The 20,941-nt window shown below is 71.5% G+C and carries 21 protein-coding genes; 8 read left to right on the forward strand and 13 right to left on the reverse strand.

Annotated elements, in window-relative coordinates; translation table 11 throughout:
- Positions 1 to 2: 2 nt before the first annotated feature.
- Positions 3 to 686 carry a snapalysin gene (gene snpA, locus AB0C62_RS27845; protein ID WP_362977656.1) on the reverse strand — a complete coding sequence of 228 codons (684 nt, stop codon included), beginning with the start codon at positions 684 to 686 and terminating at the stop codon, positions 3 to 5.
- A 184-nt stretch (positions 687 to 870) separates the two neighbouring features.
- On the opposite strand from snpA, the gene AB0C62_RS27850 reads away from it, so the two are divergent.
- On the forward strand, positions 871 to 1,896 hold the full coding sequence (locus AB0C62_RS27850) for a LysR family transcriptional regulator (RefSeq protein ID WP_362977658.1): 1,026 nt from the start codon (positions 871 to 873) through the stop codon (positions 1,894 to 1,896).
- 142 nt (positions 1,897 to 2,038) lie between these two features.
- On the opposite strand, the gene AB0C62_RS27855 is transcribed toward AB0C62_RS27850, so the two are convergent.
- The 5 genes from AB0C62_RS27855 to AB0C62_RS27875 all read right to left on the reverse strand — a co-directional run bounded on the left by AB0C62_RS27855 (position 2,039) and on the right by AB0C62_RS27875 (position 7,345).
- Positions 2,039 to 2,611, reverse strand: coding sequence for a dihydrofolate reductase family protein (locus AB0C62_RS27855; RefSeq protein ID WP_362977660.1), 573 nt, complete (start codon positions 2,609 to 2,611; stop codon positions 2,039 to 2,041).
- A 242-nt stretch (positions 2,612 to 2,853) separates the two neighbouring features.
- Entirely contained in the window at positions 2,854 to 3,513 is a 660-nt protein-coding gene (locus tag AB0C62_RS27860; protein WP_362977662.1) for a CatB-related O-acetyltransferase, read from the reverse strand.
- Between the two features lie 190 nt (positions 3,514 to 3,703).
- Entirely contained in the window at positions 3,704 to 4,132 is a 429-nt protein-coding gene (locus tag AB0C62_RS27865) for a hypothetical protein (RefSeq protein WP_362977664.1), read from the reverse strand.
- Between the two features lie 19 nt (positions 4,133 to 4,151).
- Positions 4,152 to 6,317, reverse strand: coding sequence for an FUSC family protein (locus AB0C62_RS27870; protein WP_362977666.1), 2,166 nt, complete (start codon positions 6,315 to 6,317; stop codon positions 4,152 to 4,154).
- 128 nt (positions 6,318 to 6,445) lie between these two features.
- Complete coding sequence (locus AB0C62_RS27875; protein ID WP_362977668.1) at positions 6,446 to 7,345, reverse strand: aminoglycoside phosphotransferase family protein; 900 nt, start codon at positions 7,343 to 7,345, stop codon at positions 6,446 to 6,448.
- Between the two features lie 220 nt (positions 7,346 to 7,565).
- Here AB0C62_RS27875 and AB0C62_RS27880 point away from each other — a divergent pair, with 220 nt between their 5' ends.
- Both AB0C62_RS27880 and AB0C62_RS27885 read left to right on the forward strand, forming a co-directional pair.
- Positions 7,566 to 8,012, forward strand: a complete 447-nt coding sequence (locus AB0C62_RS27880; RefSeq protein ID WP_362977719.1) for an SRPBCC domain-containing protein — start codon at positions 7,566 to 7,568, stop codon at positions 8,010 to 8,012.
- Positions 8,009 to 8,380, forward strand: a complete 372-nt coding sequence (locus AB0C62_RS27885) for a metalloregulator ArsR/SmtB family transcription factor (RefSeq protein ID WP_362977670.1) — start codon at positions 8,009 to 8,011, stop codon at positions 8,378 to 8,380. Before AB0C62_RS27880 ends, AB0C62_RS27885 begins: the two co-directional genes overlap by 4 nt.
- 438 nt (positions 8,381 to 8,818) lie before the next feature.
- Here the strand turns inward: AB0C62_RS27885 and AB0C62_RS27890 are convergent, their stop codons facing one another.
- Positions 8,819 to 9,955, reverse strand: a complete 1,137-nt coding sequence (locus AB0C62_RS27890) for a DegT/DnrJ/EryC1/StrS family aminotransferase (protein ID WP_362977672.1) — start codon at positions 9,953 to 9,955, stop codon at positions 8,819 to 8,821.
- A 290-nt stretch (positions 9,956 to 10,245) separates the two neighbouring features.
- Positions 10,246 to 10,398: a hypothetical protein gene (locus tag AB0C62_RS27895; RefSeq protein ID WP_362977674.1), complete on the reverse strand. Its 153-nt coding sequence runs from the start codon at positions 10,396 to 10,398 to the stop codon at positions 10,246 to 10,248.
- A 214-nt stretch (positions 10,399 to 10,612) separates the two neighbouring features.
- Between AB0C62_RS27895 and AB0C62_RS27900 the strand changes: the two genes are divergently transcribed.
- Complete coding sequence (locus tag AB0C62_RS27900; protein WP_362977676.1) at positions 10,613 to 10,960, forward strand: hypothetical protein; 348 nt, start codon at positions 10,613 to 10,615, stop codon at positions 10,958 to 10,960.
- Between the two features lie 111 nt (positions 10,961 to 11,071).
- Here AB0C62_RS27900 and AB0C62_RS27905 read toward each other — a convergent pair whose 3' ends face one another.
- Complete coding sequence (locus AB0C62_RS27905) at positions 11,072 to 12,028, reverse strand: chlorophyllase (protein ID WP_362977678.1); 957 nt, start codon at positions 12,026 to 12,028, stop codon at positions 11,072 to 11,074.
- Between the two features lie 406 nt (positions 12,029 to 12,434).
- Between AB0C62_RS27905 and chvE the strand changes: the two genes are divergently transcribed.
- Complete coding sequence (gene chvE, locus AB0C62_RS27910; RefSeq protein WP_362977680.1) at positions 12,435 to 13,523, forward strand: multiple monosaccharide ABC transporter substrate-binding protein; 1,089 nt, start codon at positions 12,435 to 12,437, stop codon at positions 13,521 to 13,523.
- A 143-nt stretch (positions 13,524 to 13,666) separates the two neighbouring features.
- On the opposite strand, the gene AB0C62_RS27915 is transcribed toward chvE, so the two are convergent.
- Genes AB0C62_RS27915 through AB0C62_RS27925 form a run of 3 tightly spaced genes read right to left on the reverse strand, consistent with a single transcriptional unit; the run spans position 13,667 to position 17,581 of the window.
- The gene (locus AB0C62_RS27915) at positions 13,667 to 15,733 is read right to left on the reverse strand and encodes an iron ABC transporter permease (protein ID WP_362977682.1); all 2,067 of its coding nucleotides are present in this window, start codon (positions 15,731 to 15,733) and stop codon (positions 13,667 to 13,669) included.
- 4 nt (positions 15,734 to 15,737) lie between these two features.
- Positions 15,738 to 16,715 carry an iron-siderophore ABC transporter substrate-binding protein gene (locus AB0C62_RS27920; RefSeq protein ID WP_362977684.1) on the reverse strand — a complete coding sequence of 326 codons (978 nt, stop codon included), beginning with the start codon at positions 16,713 to 16,715 and terminating at the stop codon, positions 15,738 to 15,740.
- Entirely contained in the window at positions 16,712 to 17,581 is an 870-nt protein-coding gene (locus tag AB0C62_RS27925; RefSeq protein WP_362977686.1) for an ABC transporter ATP-binding protein, read from the reverse strand. The genes AB0C62_RS27920 and AB0C62_RS27925 overlap by 4 nt, the downstream gene beginning before the upstream one ends.
- Positions 17,582 to 17,654: 73 nt before the next feature.
- Here AB0C62_RS27925 and AB0C62_RS27930 point away from each other — a divergent pair, with 73 nt between their 5' ends.
- Entirely contained in the window at positions 17,655 to 18,473 is an 819-nt protein-coding gene (locus tag AB0C62_RS27930) for a siderophore-interacting protein (RefSeq protein ID WP_362977688.1), read from the forward strand.
- Between the two features lie 61 nt (positions 18,474 to 18,534).
- On the opposite strand, the gene AB0C62_RS27935 is transcribed toward AB0C62_RS27930, so the two are convergent.
- Complete coding sequence (locus AB0C62_RS27935; protein WP_362977690.1) at positions 18,535 to 19,377, reverse strand: LysR substrate-binding domain-containing protein; 843 nt, start codon at positions 19,375 to 19,377, stop codon at positions 18,535 to 18,537.
- Positions 19,378 to 19,445: 68 nt separating this feature from the next.
- Here AB0C62_RS27935 and AB0C62_RS27940 point away from each other — a divergent pair, with 68 nt between their 5' ends.
- A complete protein-coding gene (locus AB0C62_RS27940; protein ID WP_362977692.1) occupies positions 19,446 to 20,336 on the forward strand; it encodes an NAD(P)H-binding protein in 891 nt (296 codons plus the stop codon).
- A gap of 205 nt (positions 20,337 to 20,541) precedes the next feature.
- Positions 20,542 to 20,934 carry a helix-turn-helix domain-containing protein gene (locus AB0C62_RS27945; protein ID WP_362977694.1) on the forward strand — a complete coding sequence of 131 codons (393 nt, stop codon included), beginning with the start codon at positions 20,542 to 20,544 and terminating at the stop codon, positions 20,932 to 20,934.
- Positions 20,935 to 20,941 lie beyond the last annotated feature (7 nt).

Raw genomic sequence — 20,941 nt, forward strand, 5'->3', positions numbered from 1 at the left:
GGTCAGGCGGCCTTGTTCACCTTGGCGAGGGCCTTCGCCAGACCGTTGGCCCACAGCTGGTTGACGCGGGAGCGCTCGGTCGCGTTCGGGTAGCGGTTGGTGCAGGACGTGCCGGGGCCGCCGCCCGACATCAACTCGCTGCACGGGCCGCTGTAGTGGTCCGGCAGGCCCAGGACGTGTCCGGTCTCGTGGGCGGTGACACGGATCGAGTCGTACTGCCGGTTCTGCGCGTAGTCCAGGAAGATGTAGCCGCTGCCGTGACCGTTCGTGGAGGCGTACGACCCACGCGAGTCGTTGCCCTCGTAGTAGGTGAAGTCCGCGCCTCCCGTGGTCGACTGGAGCTTGACGTTGGCCACGGAGCTGTTCCAGATCGAGGCGGCACTCGATATCTGCGAGCGGAAGCTCGGCGCCTGGGAGGCGTTGTAGTACACGGTCACCGACGCCAGCGACGGGTTGGCCGTCTGCCTCTTGGCGACCGACTTCAGCACGGCGTCGAAGAACGCCTTGTTGCCGGCGGCGCCTTCGGCTCCACCGACGTACCGGGCGTTCGCGGTGGCCGCGGAAGCGGCCGGGGCGACCGGGGCCGGCTGGGCACTCGCCGGCACCGCGGTGCCGAGCGCGGCGGACACCAGGCCGGTGCCGAGCGCCAGGGCCACGAGTCTGCGGGACGTCTTCGAGGAAAGCATGGGGGGTGCTCCTACTCGTTCGTGTGGGGTGTGAACGATGGGTTCAGCAGGAGTGTCGGGCAGGCGAAGGGTCCTGCGGATGATGGCAACAGGGGATAGGACCGAGCTATCGGGGCCAACTCGTGAGCGTTCGTCGCGATTTGAACATCTGGTGCGACGCCCCGTGCCGCCCTACCCTTCCGGCATGGATCTGGAGGTGAGGCACTTACGTGCCCTCTGCGCCATCGCCGACGCGGGCAGCCTGCACAAGGCTGCCCGCGAACTCGGCGTCGCGCAGCCTTCGTTGAGCACTCAGTTGCGCCGCATCGAGCAGACCCTCGGCGGCCAGCTCTTCGTCCGCGCGGGCACGGGCTGCCGCCCTACGCCGCTCGGTCACGCCGTACTGAGCCGGGCGCGGCCTCTCGTCGCCGAGTTCACGGCGATGGTCACGGAGACGAGGGCGGCGGTCGCCCGGGCCGCCGACGAACGCCGGCTGCGCATCGGCGCCACGGCCAGCCGCGCCCTGCCCGGCTGGATCCGGAGACTGCGCACCCGGGTCCCGCGAACCGAACCCACCCTGCGGATGGACGTGTCGGCGAACTCCCTGCTGCGCATGGTCGCCGGGGGCTGGCTCGAACTCGCCTTCGTCCACGAGGTCGAGGGCAGTCCGCTCTGCGTCCCGCCGGAGCTGTGCCTGCGCGTTCTGGTGGAACGCGAGCCCCAGTTCGTCACCCTCGCCCCCGAACACCCGGCGGCCCGGCGACACGAAGTACCGCTCGCCGAACTCGCCGACGAGCAGTGGATGGTGGACTCGACCGTCGACGGCGAGTGGGACGGCGTCTGTCGCGTGCTGCGCGGGGCGGGACTCGATCCCGACATGCTGCACGGCGACTACCTGACCGCCTACTCGCTGGCCGCCACCGGCGAGGTGGTCACGGTCAGCCAGCCCACCGCACGCCCTCGCTCCGACGTCGCCATCCGCCCGCTCCAGGGCGACCCGATCGGCGTGCGGCTCCTGCTGGCGGCACGCACCGAGGCCGAACTCGACAACGGATACAAGGAGTTGGAGGAGGCGTACTGGGAGGCCGCTCACCAGGCGCCGGCCTACCGGGAGTGGCTGATCCGCAAGGAGGCGCGGGACGCGGCGCGAGCGCTGGGCGAGAGCGTCGCGGGAGCGGACCAGGAGGGCCCGGAGCGGATGCTCGTCGCGGAGGCGGGGCAGAGCGGGTGAGCGCTCACCTTCGGTAAGGCGTGACGGGCGGTAGCGGTGACGGCGGGCGGGGCGACGGGCTCCGGGTGAACGCCTCGGCGGCCTCGGCCGTGGTTCCTCGGGGAGGCCGCCGCGCGGCGGTGTGGTCCGCTGATGGGTGTCGTCAGCGGACGACGTCCAGAACGTTCATCTGGAGGCCGTTGGAGTACACCGCGTGCTCGACGAGCTTCAGCTTCTGGGTGTCCTTGTCGGTCGCCGGGAACAGCCGCTTGCCCGCGCCGAGCAGCAGCGGAAAGACGAGCAGGTGATAACGGTCGACGAGACCGGCGTCCGCGAGGCCGTGGTTCAGGGCGGCGCTGCCGTGCACGATGATCGGGCCGCCGTCGGTCTCCTTGAGGGCGGCGACCTCGTCGAGATCGCGCAGGATGGTGGTCTCGCCCCAGTTGGAGACCAGCTTGTCCTCGGTGAGGTTGCTGGAGACCACGTACTTCGGCATGTCCTTGTAGCGGGCGAACTCCGGCATGTCGGGCCAGACGGGGCTGAACGCCTCGTAGCTGACCCGGCCCATCAGGATCGCGGCGGACTCCTCCTGCTCCCGCCCCTTGAGCTCGAAGGCCTCGGGGACGAACTCGACCTCCTTGAAGGTCCATCCGGAGTTGCGGTAGCCGGCTTCGCCGCCGGGGGCCTCCATGACGCCGTCGAGCGAGACGAACGCGGAGCTGATCAGGGTGCGCATGCTGGTTCCTTAGGTGTCCGGTGTGTGGCCCTATGTGAGGAGTCTTGCGGGCCGCACCGAAGACGTACCGGTACGACACCCACGGCATTCGGCCGCCTGAGGTTCCTCGATCACGGCGGCGTCCAGCACTGCTCCAGGATCCGTCCGACAAAAAAATTTGTCAAGGAGGGAAAAGGTGTCGGTGGCGAACGGTGTGCCGGCCTGACCGTGGCGGCCGATCTCTCCCGAGCGGACCGGTCGCATCAAGCGGTGGGCCCCGCACCGGATTTCGGGGCAGCGGCCTCCAGGTCGGTGATCGTGCCCGACATGATGGTGCGGACGTGCTCGGTGATGTGGTCCGCCGGCCAGTCCCACCAGGCCACGTCGAGGAGGCGGTCGATCTCCTCTTCGCTGTAGCGCGTACGGATGAGGCGGGCGGGATTGCCGCCGACGATGCCGTAGTCGGGCACGTCCGAGGTGACCACGGCCCCGGAGGCGATGATCGCGCCGTTGCCGATCCGTACGCCGGGCATGACCGTCGTGCCGTGTCCGAACCAGACGTCGTGGCCGACGACGGTGTCCCCTCGGTTCGGCAGGCCGGTGAGCAGGTCGACGTGCTCGGCCCAGGAGCCGCCCATGGTGGGGAAGGGGAAGGTCGAGGGGCCGTCCATGCGGTGGTTGGCGCCGTTCATGATGAACCGCACCCCCGTGCCCAGCGCGCAGTACCTGCCGATGATCAGCCTCTCCGGCCCGTAGTGGTAGAGCACGTTGCGCGTCTCGAACGCGGTCGCGTCGTCCGGGTCGTCGTAGTACGAGTACTCCCCGACCTCGATCAGCGGGGACTTCACCAGGGGTTTGAGCAGCACCACCCGGGGCTGGTCGGGCAGGGGATGGAGAACCGTCGGGTCGGCGGGCAGTGGCATGGCGAGTGATTCCTTCCGGGCACGAGTCGGTGTCTGATCCATGATCACGCCACTGGGCCGGTGACGACAGCTGTGTGCGCGTACGGCAACAGGCGCCCGCCGCCCGCCTCTTGTGGGCAATTGTCCGAAGCGGCGCTTTCCGAGGAGAGGGAGCGGGGAGGGGGGCAGGGACACTGCTGCCGTCGGGTACTCAGGCGATGACGACGCCCCGTCTCGCCAGCGCGTCGCGCAGTTCCTCCGCGAGCGGAACCGTGCTCACCACGCGTCCGAGCCGGGGGAGCAGGTCGAGGTCGGCGGGCGACACCACGTCGAAGAGTTCGTCCTCGCCGTCCCAGGCGGGTGCGCACTCCTGGTACACGCGAAGCCCGCCGTCGACAACCAACTCGTCCACCGTCAGGAGGAGTTCGTCGTCGATCTCCAGGGCCTCGAAGTGGGCGCGGGCCTCGGGGACCACCTGGTGGGACACGTCCTGCTCGTAGGCGTACGACCAGGGGTCGTCACCGAGCCCCCGCGCCCGCAGGAGGTCGGCGAGGCTGAACCGGGGCGTCAGCGTCTCGTCCGAGTACATCAGCTTCTCGATGACGAGCAGCTTGAAGTTGAAGTCCTGGAAGTCAGCCATGCGATCACCGTAAGTCACGCTACCGAGCAGGCGGCTGACGTGTCTGGGTTTCGCCGTCCCGCACGGGCGGCGACGGCTCGTCCGTGTCACCCCCGCCGATGGTCGCCAGCTCCGCCGCGAGGGTCCGTAGCCACCCGTCGATGTCGACCAGCGTGGGTCGCACGGGCGCTGGAGCCGCCGAGATCACCTCGGCCGGCAGGGGCGTCGGTCGCACGCGTACGCCGCCCGGCGGGAAGGTGGCGGCCCGGTCCATGGCGGTGGTCAGCCGGGCGACCGACTCCCGGGCCCATCGAACGGCATTGGGTGGCGCGGGGCCGTGGTCCTGCCGGGGCAGCCAGTGCGCCCCGGCCATCGCGTGGGAGCCGCAGTTGAGCGCGGCGAGCCAGTCGGGGCCGCCACCGCCGGGGTCTCTGCCGCCCTCCGTCCGGTACTGGGCGTAGGCACCCTCGGCGATCCGGAGCCGGTGCCGGGCCAGACGCAGCGCCTCCTCGGTCGCGTCGTCACGAGCGCGCGCCTCGTCGGGCGCGTCGACCAGGTTGGCGGTGGTGAGCGCGACCAGGCGCGCCACGGCGTGCAGCAGTTCGGCGGCACTGCGCCGGACCTCCGCGCGGGCCCCGGCGGGCCAGGCGAGCACGCCGCAGAGCAGCCCGATCGTGCATCCCGTCAGGACGTCGAGGAGCCGTACCTCCGCGAGCCGCCAGGTGGCCGGGGTGAGCTGGCTGAAGGCGGCGGACACGACCAGGGTGAACAGGCCCTGTGCCCAGGCGGGTCCGGCGATCGGTCCCACGGCGAAGGCCACGAACATGGCCGGCACGAGTATGACGGCGTACACGATGGTGGCGTCGCCCGCCCCGAACAGCAGGACCCCGGCGGCCAGCGCGCCCAGCAGGGTGCCGACCGCCGCCGACCGGACCGTGGACCAGGTCGCTCCCGCGGTCGTGCGTCCCAGGGTCAGGACGGCGAGCAGAACCCAGAATCCGTGCGAGAGGTCCAGCGTTCCGGCCACGAGCCGGGCCGCCCCGAGCCCGAGAGCCGTACGGACGGCGTTCTGGAACAGCACCGAGCGCAGGGTGAGGTTGCCGGTCAGCCGCACGGTCAGGAGTCGGCGCGTGGAGGGTTGCGCGTACCAGAACTGTTCGTGCGGCATCCCGGGTGAGCTGCGGCGACCGCCGATCGCGACGGTGACGGCGGTCTGCACGGTCAATGCGGACGCGGCGGTGGCCAGCACGTCGGACCTGTGGCGCAGAAGCCGCGGCGACGCCGCGGCTCCGTTCTCGGAGGGATGTCCGCGTACGGCGACGAAGTCGGCGACCTCCTCCTCCAGCATCTCCTGGCCCGGGACGGCGCGGGTGGCCCGCAGGGCGTCCGCCGTCGCGGTACAGGCCGTGGCGACCTCACGCAGCAGCGCCGCGCAGTGCGGGTCGTCGCCCGGTTCGGGAGCGGGCCTTTCGAACGTACGGGCCAAGTGGTCCAGTACCCGCCGCGTGGCGGATCCGGCGTGCGCCAGCCCACGGGCGGTCCGTCCCGCCCCGGTCGGGCGGGAGGCCGGGGGCAGCTGGGAGAAGCGCAGCGCTCGCCCCTCGTCCCTCAGGCGCCGCGCCCGTTCGGGATCGTGGCCGTGTCCCCGGGCGACGGCGACCGCCGCAGCGGCCGCGAGATCGAGGGCGGCGGCGATCCGGGCACGGTAGGGCGGCGAGGGCGAGGCGGGCAGGAGCAGCAGTTCGCACACGACCAGCAGCGCGCCACCGGCGAGCAGGCCGCAGAGCCGCTCCGGCAGCGTTTCCGGCGCGTAGGGCGGGAAGCACGCGAGCACGTAGAAGAGCAGCAGCCCCGGTACGACGCTCGCGGGCGCCGGACCGTAGGCAGCGCCGAAGGAGACGATGAAACCGATCACCAGCATCCCCGCCACGGCCGAGGCGGTGGTCACGGCGAGTGTGGTGCCGAGGGCGGTCAGGGCCACGGCGAGCGGCAGCACGAGCAGGACCGTGCGCGCTCGCTGCCGGCCGCCGCCGGGCACGGGGGAGAGGACGCCGAGCGCGATCGGTGTGAAGAGGGCGTAGACCGCGACGACCGGCCGGTCCAGCGCGTAGAGCGCGGTGTAGAAGCCGGCGAGGGAGGCGACCGTGACCCGCGCGGCCTGCCGCGCGGCCCGTACGCGGGCGGGGGAGAAGAGCCCCTGCGGCATCGACGCTCCTTCCCGGCGCCTCCCCGGGTCCGTCCCCGCCGTAGGTCCATTGTCGGCCGGGAGACGGGCGGCGGCAGCGCGGCGCGGGCCGTCCCACCGGCCATGTGTCACGCCCGCCCGCGGGGTCCTCAGCCGATCAGGGCCTCGCTGATCTGGCGCGTGGTCTGTGCGGCGACACGCGGTTCGGTGTCCGCGTAGGAGGTGTACGCGTTCAGGGCGGTGGTCAGGGCCCAGCCGCGGCCCCGGGTCCACGTCGCGTCGTCCACCCCGAGCGCCGCGCGGAAGATCGCCCGGCTCGCCGCGGACAGGGAGGTGAAGGCGACGGTCATGTCGGGGGCGGGGTCGCCGATGCCGAGTCCACCGAAGTCGATGACCGCGCTGAGCCGGCCGTCGAGGGTCAGCAGGTTGCCGGTGTGGAAGTCGCCGTGGAACCAGACCGGCGGGCGTTCCCATCCCGGGGCGCTCAGTGCCGCCTCCCACAGTGCGGTCAGGGCCGCGCTGTCGAACGTGCCCGTGACCTCGGCGATGGCGGCGCGGGTCGTGCGGTCGCGGTCTGCGAGCCCTTTGGCCGTGAGGTCGGGGCGGGCGCCCTCGGTGGGCATGCCGTCCGGTGTGCAGCGCTGCAGGGCCGCGAGGAAGCCGGCCAGCTCGGCGGCGGCCACGGACGAGTCGGCCAGGGCCGCCGCCGTCGCCACGTCACCGTCCAGCCAGTGGGACACCGCCCAGGCCCACGGGTAGCCGAAGTCCGGCTCCCCGACCGCGACCGGTACGGGGATCGACAGGGGGAGATGCGGGGCGAGTCGCGGCAGCCATTCGAACTCCTTCCTGGCCTGTCCGAGGGCACCGGCATGGCGGGGCAGCCGGACGGCCAGTCCCTCGCCGAGGCGGTGGATGACGTGGTCCGAACCGGCCGGATCGACGCGCCGCAGGGGCAGTTCGGCCCACTGGGGGAACTGCGTGTCGACCAGGCGCCTGACGAGGGCGGCCTCGATCTCGGGACGGCGGTCCGGGGTGTCCCTCGCGGGCACGTGCGCTCCTGTGGTCGGCCCGCGGCGTACGGCGGGCGGTCGGAGCCATCACAGTGCGCGGCGGTCGCGCCTGTCCAACGCATTCGGCGGCGGCCTGAGTCGGGACGATCCGAAGACCATGACGCGCGCCCCTGACGGTCGTGCAACCCTGAGGTTGCTTCTCGTGGGCTGTCGTGCAACCCTGGAGTTGCATCTGATCGTGGCGACGAAGGAGCCCCTCATGAGCGAGGACCGGATCGAACGCGAGACCCTGATCGAGGCACCCCTGGACCGGGTCTGGTCGCTGGTGGCCCAACCCGGGTTCTGGGTGGCCGACAAGGCGAGCCTGCCGGGCACCGTGGCCAAGGAGGGCGATTCGCTGGTGCTGAAGAACTCCGAGCACGGCGACTTCCCGGTACGGGTGGAGAAGGTCGACCCCCCGACCTATCTCGCGTACCGCTGGACGAGTGCGTTCCCCGGAGAGGAACTGCGCGAGGACAACAGCACGCTCGTCGAGTTCACGCTGACCGAGGAGGGCGACCGGACCCGGCTGCGGGTGGTCGAGAGCGGCTTCGCGGCGCTGGCCGCTTCCGAGGAACTCCGGGGTCGGAACCTGAAGGACCACACCCAGGGCTGGCCCCTGGAGCTCGACGCGCTCAAGAAGCGCGCCGAACAGCCCTCGACGTGAGCGAAGCACGTCCCGGTGGCGGCGCTGAGGATGTCGACAGCGTCCTCGGTGCGCTGGCCGACCCGACGCGACGCCAACTCCTCGACCTGCTGGCCGAGAAGGGCACCGCCACTGCCACGACGCTCGCCGAACGACTCCCCGTCTCACGGCAGGCGGTGGTCAAGCACCTCGTCGTGCTGGACGCCGCCGGGCTGGTGTCCGGCGGTCGCGTGGGACGTGAGGTGCGGTACGCGCTACGGCCCGCGGCGCTGGACGCGGCGGCCCGGTGGATGGCCGCGCTCGCGGCGGACTGGGACCGACGGTTGGCGCACATCAAGCAGGCCGCGGAGACGCCGGACGAGGCGCCGCCGTTCCCCCGGGACGACTGACCGGGATGGGGGCGGGTCGGCGCGGACGCCCTCGACTTGGGGCGAGGTGGTCCTGAGCGCGGTGCGCGGACGGGTCCACCTGGTGGCCGGGCAGGCCGGTGCGCCCGGCTGGTCGGGGGTCAGGGCGGGCGCACCGACCGACCTTGACCTGGATCCTGGATCGGGTCAGGCGCCGGCCTCGTCCGGCCGGCTCCGGCGGTTGCCTGATGCGTCCGGCTCGCTCCGGGCTGGTGTCCACCTGGACCGGCTTCCAACGTGGGTGCCTGCCGCGTCCGGCTCGCTCCCGTCGGGCGCCGGCCTCCGTGCCGGACGGCAGGGTCGTACGGGACCGGCCGGTCCCCCGGCCGGTCTCCTCGACGGCCGTGCCGGGAGCAACGCACCCCGGCACACCCGTCAGTTCCGGGACCCGCGCGGCACGGACGCGGGAACCGGCTGACCTCAGGTTCGGTCGGAGTGGAAGGCGTGGACGGCTTCGACGACGCGGTCCGCCTCCTGGTCCGTCAGCTCCGGGGCGATCGGCAGGCACACCGTTCGAGGCACGACATCGAGAGAGACGTCGATGTCTTCCACCCGGTGCGGGATGTCGGCCATCGCCGGCTGGTGGGGGAGCGCCTGCGGATACACCTGCTCGGTGGTGATGCCCGCGCGGCTCAGATGCGCCATGAGGGAGGCGGCGACCGCCGGATCGGCCGTCGTCAGCGGGTACTTGTAGTACGTGTGCGACCGTCCGGCCACGTCGCCGGGCCTGTGCACGGGCAGGCCCGCGAACGCGTCGGTGTAGCGGGCGGCGACGGCACGACGGCGCTCGGTCCAGGCGGGCAGCAGGTCGAGCTGGTGACGGATCACGGCCGCGTCGATCTCGCCCATCCGGCCCCGACTGCCGCGCACATGATGGGTGTTGCGCTCCCCGTCCCGCCCCAGATCGGTCAGCTTGCGGAGCAGGGGCAGACGCGCGGGATCCCGGGTGAGGAGGAGACCGCCGTCGGCGAGGCCGCCGAGGTTCTTGCCGACCCACATCGAGAAGCAGCCGATGTCCCCCATCGACCCGGCGTGCCGTCCCGCGTCGGTGGCCCCCGCCGCCTGCGCGCAGTCCTCGATCACCGCGAGCCCGTGTGTGTCCGCCACTGCGCGGATCGCGGTCATGTCGGCCATCAGACCGTGCAGGTGCACGGGGATCACCGCGCGGGTGCGCGGCGTGACGGCGGCGGCCACGGCCCGCGGGTCGATGGTGCGGGTGGACGGGTCGATGTCGACGAACACCGGAACCGCTCCCGCGGCCGCCACGGCGAACGCCGTCGACACGAACGTGAGCGCCGGCACGATGACTTCGTCCCCCGCGCCGATCCCCAGGGCGCGTACGGCGGTCTCCAGGGCCATCGTGCCCGAGCTCACGCACAGCGCGTGGCCGCCCCAGCGCTCCCCGGCCGTTGCCTCCAGCTCCCGGATCCGGCGCCCGCCGTGGAAGACACCGTCGTCGATGACCTCCTCCACCAGCCGCAGGACGTCCTGCTTGAGACCGCGCACACGCCGCGCGTGGAACTCTCCGGCGATCATTCCGACAGTCAGGGTGTTCAAGGTGCTTCTCCGTCGTCTGTGCAGGTCAGCTGGGAGGGGACGGTTCTTCAAGATCGTCCTTCGGGCGGGATAACGACGAAACGATCTTTCCGGAACTGGCCGACTGCCTCGAACCTCGTGGAGCGTCCGCCTGCCCTTGCGGCCTGCCGTGAGGAGGGCGGCCCCGAGCGCCAACTGCGTTCGTTCACATGCCACTCGGACGCAGCGGCGGAACGCGTTGAGTCCCGGGCCCACGGCATGGCCGTACGCTGACCCGCGTCCGACGTCCGTTCCTCCGTGGGGCGGGGCCTTCAGGGCGTCGCACGAGCCGTCACGGGCCCGTCGGAAGCCGCCGGATTGTGGGCCGCCGTGGTGAGCGCGGGCCCGAAGCGTGTCTCGTCCGCGCTGCCGTGCGCGGCGGTCAGGACGACGATCTTGAGTTCGGACTCGCCGTCGATCGGCACGTCGCAGTCCACCTCCACCGGCCCGGCCCCGGGAAGGGCACCGACGCGATCGTCCGGCCGGCGACCGAGGGGCCGGGTGCGGGCTCGGGACGGTTCGTCGACCGCTCCGGCCCGGTGGACTGGGGAATCGGGGCCCGTTCACCGTCTGATGTCAGGTGGGTCACGATGACCGGCACGGACGTGGCCGACCGTGGTGTGTCTCGTTGGACCCGTCATGACGATGTGGCACCAGGACAGACCCGTCACGGTCTCGGTCCGGCCTGCGGGCACGGACTGGCTGAGCGGTGCGGAGGGCGACTGCCGGTGGTGCTGTGAGCTGGGCGCCCCCGTTCCCGCAGGCGCGGTGACCCCGGTCGGCACCCCTTGCGCAGACCCCGCCGGCGCGTCGTCCGTCGTGCCGATGACCGACGGCCGGACCGAGCGGACGGCACCCGGACCGACGAGCGGGTCGTCACCGGCGCTGACGCACGTGTACGGATGGATCGAGCGGACGCGGGTCGTCATGGTGCCGGTGGCCATGATCACCGTACTGGCCGCCCTGACGCTGGTGGCCATCGGCTGAGACCTGTACTCGTGCCAGGTGCCCGCGTTCTGACCCGACCTTGAGAACACGACCCTGACCGATTGCCTTCGGTCACCTGCTCCTCGGCCCCTTTCGCGCTCGCCCACTCGACTACTTGGACTCGATCCGTCCCACCGGGTCGGACGCGGTCGCCAGTGTGTCGAGGGCCGTCTGCCAGGTGGAGTCCCCCGGGTCGAGTTCGCTGCGGAGATAGGCCGCGGTGAGCCGCGCGACGGCGGTGACGCGCTCGGGGTTCTCGTCCGTGGTCTCGGCGACGTCGTATCCCGAGACCCCGCCGAGACCGTGCTCCGCGTCGAAGAGGGTGAGCAGGGACTTGCGGCCGGGGGAGAGGACGTACGGGTCCGTGTGCCATTCCGGGCCCCGGACCGTCAGGTGGGTGGAGGTGTCCTTGTCGCCGGCGACCACGAGTGCGGGGGTCCGCATGGTGGAGAAGTCCGTGGTGAGGAAGAACGAGTAGTTCTCGGCGGCGAACGCGCTGAGCGAGTCTCCGCCCCGGCCGGGAGCGGCGAGCAGCACGCCGGCCTTGATGCGGGGCTCGGCGAGGTTCACCACGGTCCCGTCGTGCGGGTCCGTGAGGCGGGCGCCGAGCAGCAGGCTCGCTGTGTGTCCGCCCATGGAGTGCCCGGCCACGGCGACCCTGGATCGGTCCATCCGGCCGCGGAGCAGCGGTACGGCGTCCTCGATCGCGTCGAACTGGTCGAGGACGCGCGTCATGTCCTCCGCCCGCGACCGCCAGTGCAGCGGGGCCCCGGGCAGGACCGGGTCGAGGCTCAGTGACCGGGAACTCAGATGGGTGGGCTGGACGACCACGAAGCCGTGCGCCGCCCAGTGGTTGGCGAGCGGCGCGTAGCCGTTCAGCGAGGAGAGGTTGTTCGACGGGCCCTGGCCGTGCGACAGGAGGATGACGGGCAGCCCGGTGCCGGTCAGAGGTGCGGAGACGCGTACCTGAAGGTCCACGACGCGGCCGGGAGCGGGGAGCACCACCGGGCTGACCGAGAGGACGGGCGCGGGCGAGTCGCCGCTGCCTGAGGTGGTGGGTTCAGTCATGATCCGTGATTCCTTTCGTGGCCGCTCCTGCCCGCTCGCGCTGATGCCGGCGGGCGGGGGCGATGGTGGGCGGCGGTCGGCGCGGGCCGACCGCAGCTCAAGCGGGACGTTGTTCCGTTTAATATACGGAACGACGTCCCGCTTAGTCAATCGCGCAGCGTTTCGACGCCTCGGTGATGCGCCGGAAACTCGACCACCCTCACACTTCCCACCCGTTGTCCGCTCTCTCCGTTGACACCCTCTGTTCGCCCTCCTAGGGTCACGCCACCGTTTCGAACGCATGACGAAATTTCGAACAACGCAACAACTGGCCGTCCGGGTCGGGGGGTTGGGCTGCCTTCCCCGCCTGATACATGACGGCCCGTCACCTCTTTCTCAATGACGAGAAGAACAAGGAACGATGACCATGCGCAACCGAAGAACCGCCTTCGTCGCCATCGCCGGGGCCGCCTCGGTCTCCCTCGCCCTGTCCGCCTGCGGCGAGTCCCGCGAGGTCAGCTCCGACAAGGGGGGCGTGGTCGGCGTAGCCATGCCGACCAAGGCGTCCGAGCGCTGGATCACGGACGGCAACAACGTCGTCAAGGACCTGCGGGAGAAGGGCTACGGGACCACGCTGGTCTACGGCGACGACAAGCCCGACCAACAGGTGTCCCAGATCAAGAACCTGATCACGCAGCACGTCGACGCGTTGATCGTCGCCGCCATCGACAACAGGTCCCTCGGCACGGTGCTCAAGCGGGCGGCCGCCGCGGGCATACCGGTGATCTCCTACGACCGCCTCATCCTCGGCACCGCGAACGTCGACTACTACGCGTCGTTCGACAACGACCAGGTCGGCCGACTCCAGGCCCGTTACATCATCGACAAGCTCGGACTGGAGGACGGCAAGGGACCCTTCACCGTCGAGCTGTTCGCCGGTTCGAAGGACGACAACAACACCAAGTACTTCTTCAGCGGCGCGATGGAGCTGCTCGAGCCGTACCTGGAGAGCAGGCAGCTGGTCGTCCGGTCCGGCCAGACCGACCTGGACGAGGTCACCACCCTGCGCTGGGACGGCGCGACCGCGCGCAAGCGCATGGCAGGGATTCTCGCCAAGTCGTACGGGAGCGGAACGGTCGACGCGGTCCTGTCGCCGTACGACGGCATCTCCATGGGCGTCCTGGCCGCCCTGAAGGCGGACGGCTACGGCTCCGGCGCCAAGCCGCTGCCGGTCATCACCGGCCAGGACGCGGAACTGGCCTCGGTGAAGTCGATCATCGCGGGTGAGCAGTCGCAGACCGTCTACAAGGACCTGAGCCAGCTCGCCCTCGTCGCGTCGACCATGGTCGACGAGGTACTCAACGGCAGGCAGCCGAACGTCAACGACAAGGCGACCTACGACAACGGCGCCAAGGTCGTCCCGGCCTACCTCCTCCAGCCGACGAACGTCGACAAGACCAACTACAGGAGCGTCCTCGTCGCCAGCGGCTACTACTCGGAGACCGAACTCAAGTAGTCCCCAACAGGGGGTGGTTGCGAGCCGGTCGGCGTCGGCGGTTGTCCGGAGCGCGCGTGCCGCGCGTCCCTTTCCGGTGGTCGGACACGAAGATGCTCCCGGGCGATGGCGAGCACCCGGGAGCATCCAGTCGTCGAAACCGCCTAACGCCGTGCCCGTACCAGCAGATAGAGGAAGTACGGCGTGCCGATGACCGCGGTGACCACTCCCGCGCCCAGTTGGGCCGGGGCGATGAGGGTGCGGCCGAGGAGGTCGGCCGTGCAGACCAGGATCGCGCCGAGGAGCAGGGCGACCGGGACCACGCGGGCGTGGCGGCGGCCGACCAGGGCGCGTGCCGCGTGCGGGGCGACCAGGCCGACGAAGCCGATCGTGCCGGCGGCGGCGACGGCGGTGGCGCTCAGCAGGACGCTGACGACCAGCAGGCCGAGCCGGGCGGGTGCCGTGCGCAGGCCGAGCAGCTTCGGCGTGTCGTCGTCGAGGGCGATGAGGTCGAGTTCCGTGCGCCGCAGCACGGCGACGACGACGCCCAGGGCGAGCGCGGCGGCGACCGGCAGGGCGTCGGGCAGGGTGCGCCCGTAGGTCGACCCGGACAGCCAGGTCAGCGCCTTGGTGGCGTTGAACGGATCGGTGAGGACGATGAACAGGCTGATGAGTGCCGTGGTCGCCGCGGACACGCCGACGCCCACCAGGACCAGTCTGTTCTGCCCGAAGCCGTCGCTGGACGCGAGACCGAACACGACGACCGCGGTGACCGCGGCTCCCGCGAAGGCGGCGCCGGCGATGCTCCACGAGCCCGCGAGGGGCACGGTCGTCACGAGCAGGACGGCACCGAGCGCCCCGCCGCCCGAGACACCGAGCACCCCCGGCTCCGCGAGCGGATTGCGCGTGACGGCCTGGACGAGTGTGCCCGACAGGGCCAGCGCGGCACCCGCGAGGAGGGCGGCGAGGACGCGAGGCATCCGGGTGTCGAGGACGAACGACACGGACTGACCGGCTCTGCCCTGCGCCCAGTTGACCACGTCGCCCAGCAGCAGTTTGGTGTCGCCGAGGAGCACCGCTGCGACGACGGTCCCGGCCAGCACGACGGTGAGTACGGCCGCCGTCGTCAGGAAGGCCGACCTGCTCGGGATGCGTAGCCGTTCCGTGCTGGTGGCGGTGGTGGTGTCCCGTACGCGCAGGGCCATTCCGACGAGGAACACCGCGCCGAGGATGCTGGTGACGACACCGGTGGGGACGGCGACCGCGGCCTCGGGGCTCACGGTCGCGCGGAGCAGGACGTCCGCACCCAGCACGAGGGCCGCTCCGGCCAGCCCCGCGACGGGAAGGCCCGCCCGGATCCGGACCAGCGGCCTGACGCGCCGGGTCAACGGGCGGACCAGGGCTGGGGCGCAGAGGCCGACGAAGCCGATCGGACCGGCGAGCGTGACCGCCGCGGCGGCGAGCAGCGAGGCACAGACCACGACGATGATCCGCGTGCCGCGGACCGGTACGCCGAGACCGCGGGCCGCCTCGTCGCCGAGCGCCAGAGCGTCCACCCGGCGGGCCACCAGCAGGAGTCCGGCGAGGCCGACGACCGCGACGGGCGTCATCTGAAGGACGCCGTCGAACCCGTTCTGGCTGATGCTGCCCTGGTTCCACTGGTAGAGGCCGTTCGTCCGCTCCGGGTACAGCAGGAGCAGTGCCTCGGTGACGGAGGACAGGCCGAGGGACAGCGCACTGCCGGCCAGGACCAGCCGTACGGTGCCGGCGCCCGGTCCGGTGAGGGACAGGACGACAGCCGCCGCGGCGAGCGCACCGGCGAACGCCACGCCCGAGGACGCGACGAGCGGCAGACCGGCGCCGGTGACGGTGAGCAGACCGAGAGCCAGGTACGAACCCGAGTTCACGGCAAGGGTATCGGGCGCGGCGAGCACGTTGCGGCTGACGGCCTGGAGTGCGGCGCCGGCGACGCCGAGGGCCGCGCCGACGAGGAGGCCCGCGGCCGCCCGGGGCAGCCGGGAGGCGATGACCACCGAGGCGTCGCCGGGGTCGGCTCCGCCGGTGAGGGCCTTCCAGACCTCGGCCGCGCCGACGGCGGCGGTGCCCTGGGTGATGTCGACGACCGCGAGAGCGGCGACCAGGAGCACGAGCACGGCCGTCACCGCGACCGCGCCCGTCCTGGAGGTGATGGCCCGTGAGCCGACGGCGGGGGCTGGTGCGGTGACGGCCATGGCGCTACTTCGTCAGGGCGCCGACGAGCGCGTCGACGTAGGCCTGCATGGACTTCGGGCCGCCGAACATCCAGATGCCGTCGGGCAGCCGGTGCACGTTGTCCTTCTTCACGAAGGGGAGCGAGGTCCAGGCGGAGTTCTTGGCGAGGTCCTTGGCGAACGGGTCGGAGGGCTCGCTGGCGTTGCCGATGTAGGCGAAGTCCAGGTCGCCGAGACCGGACAGGCCCTCGACGTCGGTGCTGCCCAGGCCGTAGCTCTTGTCTCCCTTGACCTTCCAGGCGTTCTTCAGGCCTATCGCCTCGTTGACGGTGCCGATCAGTGATCCGCTGGTGTAGGGGCGGACGGAGACCTGGTTGGAGGCGACCCAGCCGTCGGCGAAGGCGACGGACCGTCCGGCCAGCCCGGCGTCGGCGAGCGCCTTCCTGCCCTCGGCGACCTTGGCGTCGAACTCCTTGTTCGCCTGCGTGGCCTCGGCGGTGGTGCCGGTGGCGCGGGCGATGAGGTCGAGGTTCTCCTTCATCCGCCCGATCTGGTCGGAGGCGTCGGCAGGGCTCAGCTCCAGCACCGGTGCGATCTTGCGCAGCTGCTTGACGGCGGCGGCCGGCAGGTCACTGGTGGCGACGATCAGGTCGGGGGAGAGCGAGGCCACCGTGTCCATGCTGGGCTCGCCGCGCGTACCGATGTCCTTCGGCGCGTTCTTCAGCGGGGCGGAGGTGTCCCAGGCCTTGTAGCCCTTGACGTCGGCGACACCGACAGGGTCGACGCCGAGGGTCACCAGGCTCTCGACGACGTTCCATTCGGTCGCGACGACCTTCTTGGCCGGCCCGTCGAGCTTGATCTTCGCGCCGGTCGCGTCGGTCAGGGTGATGTGCCGGGTGCCCTTCGCGGCGGCGTTCGTCGAGGCGGGCTCGGTCGTGCCGCAGCCGGCCAGGGCGAGCGCCGCGGCGGACGCGGCCGTGAGGGCGAGGAGGTGGCGTCTCATGAGGTGGTGCTGAGCCTTCCGGTTCGTGCGTGGTGGCGGCCGACGGCGCGGGTGCGCAGGCGGCCGGTCAGAGGGTCGGTGTCGACATCGATGCGGATGCCGTACGTGTCGGTGAGGCGGTCGGCCGTGAGGACGTCCTCCGGTCTGCCGTCGGCGATGATCCGTCCGGCCCGTAGCAGGGCGATCCGGTCGGCCACGGCGGCCGCCTGGTCCAGGTCGTGCAGGACGACGCCGACGGCGATGCCGTGCTCGTCGGCCAAGTCCCTCATGAGGTCCAGCAGTTCGACCTGATAGCGGAGGTCGAGATAGGTGGTGGGCTCGTCCAGGAGGAGCACTCCGGTCTCCTGGGCGAGGCAACCGGCCAGCCAGACGCGCTGGAGCTGTCCGCCCGAGAGGTGTTCGGCACCCCGGTCGGCGAGGTCGTCGAGGTCGGTCATGGCGAGCGCGCGCCGGATCGCGTCCGGGCCGCCGGGGTCGGCTCTCGACCAGCGTGCCCGGTGCGGATAGCGCCCGAACTCCACGATGTCCCGCACGGTCAGACCGCTCGGCGTGGGCCGCCCCTGGGTCAGGAGCGCCACCCGGCGGGAGAACTCACGGGCGGTCAGCGCGAGGCCGTCGGCCGGCTCGTCCCCGTCGTCGAGGGTCAGGGTGGCGGTACGCGGGCGCTGGAGACGCGCCAGGGTGCGCAGCAGCGTCGACTTGCCGCTGCCGTTGGGGCCCACCAGAGCGGTGACGTCGCCGGGCCGGAGCGTGATCGCCGCTTGGTGGACCACGTCCGTTCCGTCGTACGCCACGGTCACGTCCCGGGCGGACAGTTCATGACCGCGCGCACGGGGGATCTCGATTGCTTCATCACCGGAACTCACGGCGATAAGGTTAGCCTACCCTTAGTGCTATCGATCATTCCGGATCCATCTCAGATGAGGAGCCCTTCGCGCCATGGCGAAGATCCACCGGCTCACGCCGCAGCAGCCCAGGATGTTCCGCGCCCACGTCCTGCGCACCGAACGCGTCTCCCCGTCCCTGCGCCGCGTGACGGTCGCCGGACCGGAACTCGGGGACTTCCCCTGGCAGGGCTACGACCACTGGTTCCGCCTCTTCCTCCAGCTCCCGCACCAACACGGGCTGCGGCTGCCGGAGTTCACCGGGACGCGCTGGTACCAGCCGTACCTGGCCATCCCCGAGGACGAGCGGCCGCACTGCGCCAACTACACGGTGGCCGACTTCCGTCCCGAGGCGGCGGAGATGGACATCGACTTCGTCGTGCACTGCGGACCCGACGGTGAGATCGAGGGCGGCGCGGCCATCTGGGCCTGCCGCGCCCGGCCCGGCGACGCGCTCGCCGTCCTCGACCAGGGTGTCCTCTTCGACTGCCCGCCGGACGCGTCCGAGGTCGTCATCGTCGCCGACGAGACCGGCCTGCCCGCCACCACCGGCATCCTGCGCTCGCTGCCCCGCGACACCGTCGGCCGCCTCATCCAGGAGGTGCCGACCGCCGCCGACCGCCGCACCCTGGACGCGCCGCCCGGCGTGACCGTCACCTGGGTCGTGCGCGACGACGACGGATCCGTCGCCGGCACCGCCGCACTCCGTGAACTCCGTCGGCTCACCTCCGCCGACGCCGCCGGGTACGCCTTCGTCGTCGGTGAGTCGACCCTGGCGCAGGAGGGACGCAGGCACCTCCACCGCCTGGGTCTGCCCAAGGACCGCATCACCTTCTCGGGCTTCTGGCGCCACGCGGCGTCCGTGGCGGCCTGAGCCGTCGACTCCGTTGCGGAGGTGGGGGAGTCGGAGGGGGATCTGTCGATCTGCCCCAGTGCTACTGGGAGGGCGCCTCGTCCGCCCGTGGCGAGACCCCGTCGCCCAGCGTCTCCCTGGCGATCGCCACGAAGTCGCGGACGTGACGCTCGCGCCGGTCCTTGGCGACGACGACGCACACGTCGACCGGCTCGGCGTCCGTCACGGGGATGTGCGCGAGGTCGGACCGCGAGTAGGAGCGTGCGACGCTGTGGGGAACCAGCGCGATGCCGTGCCCCGCGGCGACGAGCTCGAACTTCTCCTCCACCGACGACGTACGGCGCTCGCGCGCGTCGAGGATCGACTCGCCCTCCAGGTCCGCCATCAGCAGCGCCGATCGACGGGCCAGGGGATGGGTCACCGGCAGGCAGGCGTCCTTCCGCTCGGTGCCGACGGGGACGGCGTGCAGCCCCCTGTCGTCGAACGGCCGGCGCAGGTATCCGACGTCGGCACGCCCGTCGCGCAGCGGCGCGGTCTGCTCCCACCACTTCACCTGGAGCAGCTCGATCTCGACGTCGGGGTGCCCGGCGGAGAACACCCGCACGGCGTCGGACACGTGCAGTCCGGCGGTGAAGGCGACGACGAGCCGCTCCACTCCGCGGCCGATCTCGTGGACGCGGCGGACCGCCGAGTCCACGCTCGCGAGCAGCCCCGGCGCCTCCTCACTCAACTGCTCACCCGCCGCCGTGAGCTGCACGCTGCGGGTCGTCCGCACGAACAGGGCGCAGCCCAGCTCCTGTTCCAGCGCGCGGATCTGCCGGCTGAGGACGGGCTGCGCGATGTAGAGCTCCTCGGCTGCGCGCCCGAAGTGCCGGTGCTCGGCGACCGCGACGAAATAGCGGAGCTTGCGCAGGTCGAGATCCATACCCCGACGGTATCAATGTCCGGCGAGAGGTATTGGACGCCCGCCCGTGCCGCGCGCAGGCTGGAGCCATGATCGTCATCACGACGCCCACGGGCGACATCGGCAGCCAGGTCCTCGACACCCTTCTTCGGGACGCGAACGGGGAGGACCTGCGGGTCGTCGTGCGCGACCCCGGCAAGCTCTCCGCATCCGTCCGCGAACGGGTCGACGTCGTCGTCGGTTCGCACGGCGACGCCGCGGTCGTCGACCGGGCCTTCACCGCAGCGGACGCCGTTTTCTGGATCGTTCCGCCGGACCCGCAGGCCAAGAGCCTCGAAGCCGCCTTCTCCGGATTCACCGAAGCCGCCGCGCAGGCCTTCGCGGACCACGGAGTCGGCCATGTCGTCGGGGTGTCGGCGCTCGGCCGGGGCACCCCCCTCGCGGACCGGGCCGGGCTCGTCACGGCCTCGCTGGCCATGGACGACCTCGTCGCGAGCACCGGTGTGGCCTATCGGGCGCTGGCGAACCCGTCGTTCATGGACAACCTGCTGCGCCAGGTCGACGGGATCCGGGAGAAGGGGGTCTTCACCGACACCGTCGAACCCGACCGCACGGCGCCGTCGGCCGCCACCCGGGACATCGCCGCCGTCGCCGCCGGACTGCTCCTCGACCGCTCCTGGTCCGGGGTGGGCAGCGTGCCGGTCCTGGGCCCCGAGGACCTGTCGGCGAACGACATGGCCCGGATCATGTCCGAGGTGCTCGGGCGCCCGGTGCGTTACGAGCGTCAGCGGCTCGACGAACTCGGCAGCACCCTCTCGGGCTACGGGCTCGGCGACGCGTTCGTCCACGGCATGGTGGACATGATGCGAGCCAAGGACGAGGGGCTGGACGCCGGTGTGCCCCGCACCCCGGACACCTCGACCCCGACGACGTTCACGCAGTGGTGCGAGGAGGTCCTCAGGCCGGCCGTCCTCGCCTGACCACGGACCACCGCACCGGTGTTCACGCCCCCGCGTTCGCCCCGGCGATCCGCGGGGGCGTCGCGCTTCTCGGGAGGGAGGCGGGCGCTTGGCCTGGAGGTTCTCTCCGTCGAGACGTCGTCGAGACGTCGTCGAGACGCCCCTCGGACACAGGAACTGGAATTCACCCTTTTCAGTGCCGGAATAATGTGTCTACCATACGGAGATGCGTGAAGTACCCGAGTCACACACCGGATGGACGTTCCTGACCAACCACGCGCGCGTGCTGGGCGCGATCGCCGAGGACCGCGGCACCCGCATCCGTGACATCGCGGCCCGCTGCCGGCTCACCGAGCGGGCCGTGGGAAAGATCATCGCTGACCTGGAGGAGGGGGGCTATCTCACGCACACCCGGCACGGCCGTTCGAACGAGTACCGGATCGAGGAGGGGACCGCCCTCCGTCACCCGGCCGACTCCGGGCCGACGGTCGCCGACCTGCTCGCGCTGATGGCCCAGGACGACAACGGACACAGCGGCACACCCGCGGACGCGCAGGAAGCGCACGCGCACCGCGAGAGAGGGCCGATGGCGACACCGGCACCCCCTGCCGGCAACTGAAAGCGAC

The organism is Streptomyces sp. NPDC048643 (assembly GCF_040650615.1).
Lineage (GTDB): Bacteria > Actinomycetota > Actinomycetes > Streptomycetales > Streptomycetaceae > Streptomyces.

Excerpts from the sequence above, each read along its gene's own strand:
- AB0C62_RS27915 (WP_362977682.1), bottom strand. The coding sequence starts at position 15,733 with ATGGCCGTCACCGCACCAGCCCCCGCCGTCGGCTCACGGGCCATCACC.
- AB0C62_RS27945 (WP_362977694.1), top strand. The coding sequence starts at position 20,542 with ATGCGTGAAGTACCCGAGTCACACACCGGATGGACGTTCCTGACCAAC.
- AB0C62_RS27935 (WP_362977690.1), bottom strand. The coding sequence starts at position 19,377 with ATGGATCTCGACCTGCGCAAGCTCCGCTATTTCGTCGCGGTCGCCGAG.
- AB0C62_RS27880 (WP_362977719.1), top strand. The coding sequence starts at position 7,566 with ATGAGCGAGGACCGGATCGAACGCGAGACCCTGATCGAGGCACCCCTG.
- AB0C62_RS27905 (WP_362977678.1), bottom strand. The coding sequence starts at position 12,028 with ATGACTGAACCCACCACCTCAGGCAGCGGCGACTCGCCCGCGCCCGTC.
- AB0C62_RS27920 (WP_362977684.1), bottom strand. The coding sequence starts at position 16,715 with ATGAGACGCCACCTCCTCGCCCTCACGGCCGCGTCCGCCGCGGCGCTC.
- AB0C62_RS27850 (WP_362977658.1), top strand. The coding sequence starts at position 871 with ATGGATCTGGAGGTGAGGCACTTACGTGCCCTCTGCGCCATCGCCGAC.
- AB0C62_RS27870 (WP_362977666.1), bottom strand. The coding sequence starts at position 6,317 with ATGCCGCAGGGGCTCTTCTCCCCCGCCCGCGTACGGGCCGCGCGGCAG.
- AB0C62_RS27860 (WP_362977662.1), bottom strand. The coding sequence starts at position 3,513 with ATGCCACTGCCCGCCGACCCGACGGTTCTCCATCCCCTGCCCGACCAG.
- AB0C62_RS27900 (WP_362977676.1), top strand. The coding sequence starts at position 10,613 with ATGACGATGTGGCACCAGGACAGACCCGTCACGGTCTCGGTCCGGCCT.
- AB0C62_RS27865 (WP_362977664.1), bottom strand. The coding sequence starts at position 4,132 with ATGGCTGACTTCCAGGACTTCAACTTCAAGCTGCTCGTCATCGAGAAG.
- AB0C62_RS27855 (WP_362977660.1), bottom strand. The coding sequence starts at position 2,611 with ATGCGCACCCTGATCAGCTCCGCGTTCGTCTCGCTCGACGGCGTCATG.
- chvE (WP_362977680.1), top strand. The coding sequence starts at position 12,435 with ATGCGCAACCGAAGAACCGCCTTCGTCGCCATCGCCGGGGCCGCCTCG.
- AB0C62_RS27930 (WP_362977688.1), top strand. The coding sequence starts at position 17,655 with ATGGCGAAGATCCACCGGCTCACGCCGCAGCAGCCCAGGATGTTCCGC.
- AB0C62_RS27940 (WP_362977692.1), top strand. The coding sequence starts at position 19,446 with ATGATCGTCATCACGACGCCCACGGGCGACATCGGCAGCCAGGTCCTC.
- snpA (WP_362977656.1), bottom strand. The coding sequence starts at position 686 with ATGCTTTCCTCGAAGACGTCCCGCAGACTCGTGGCCCTGGCGCTCGGC.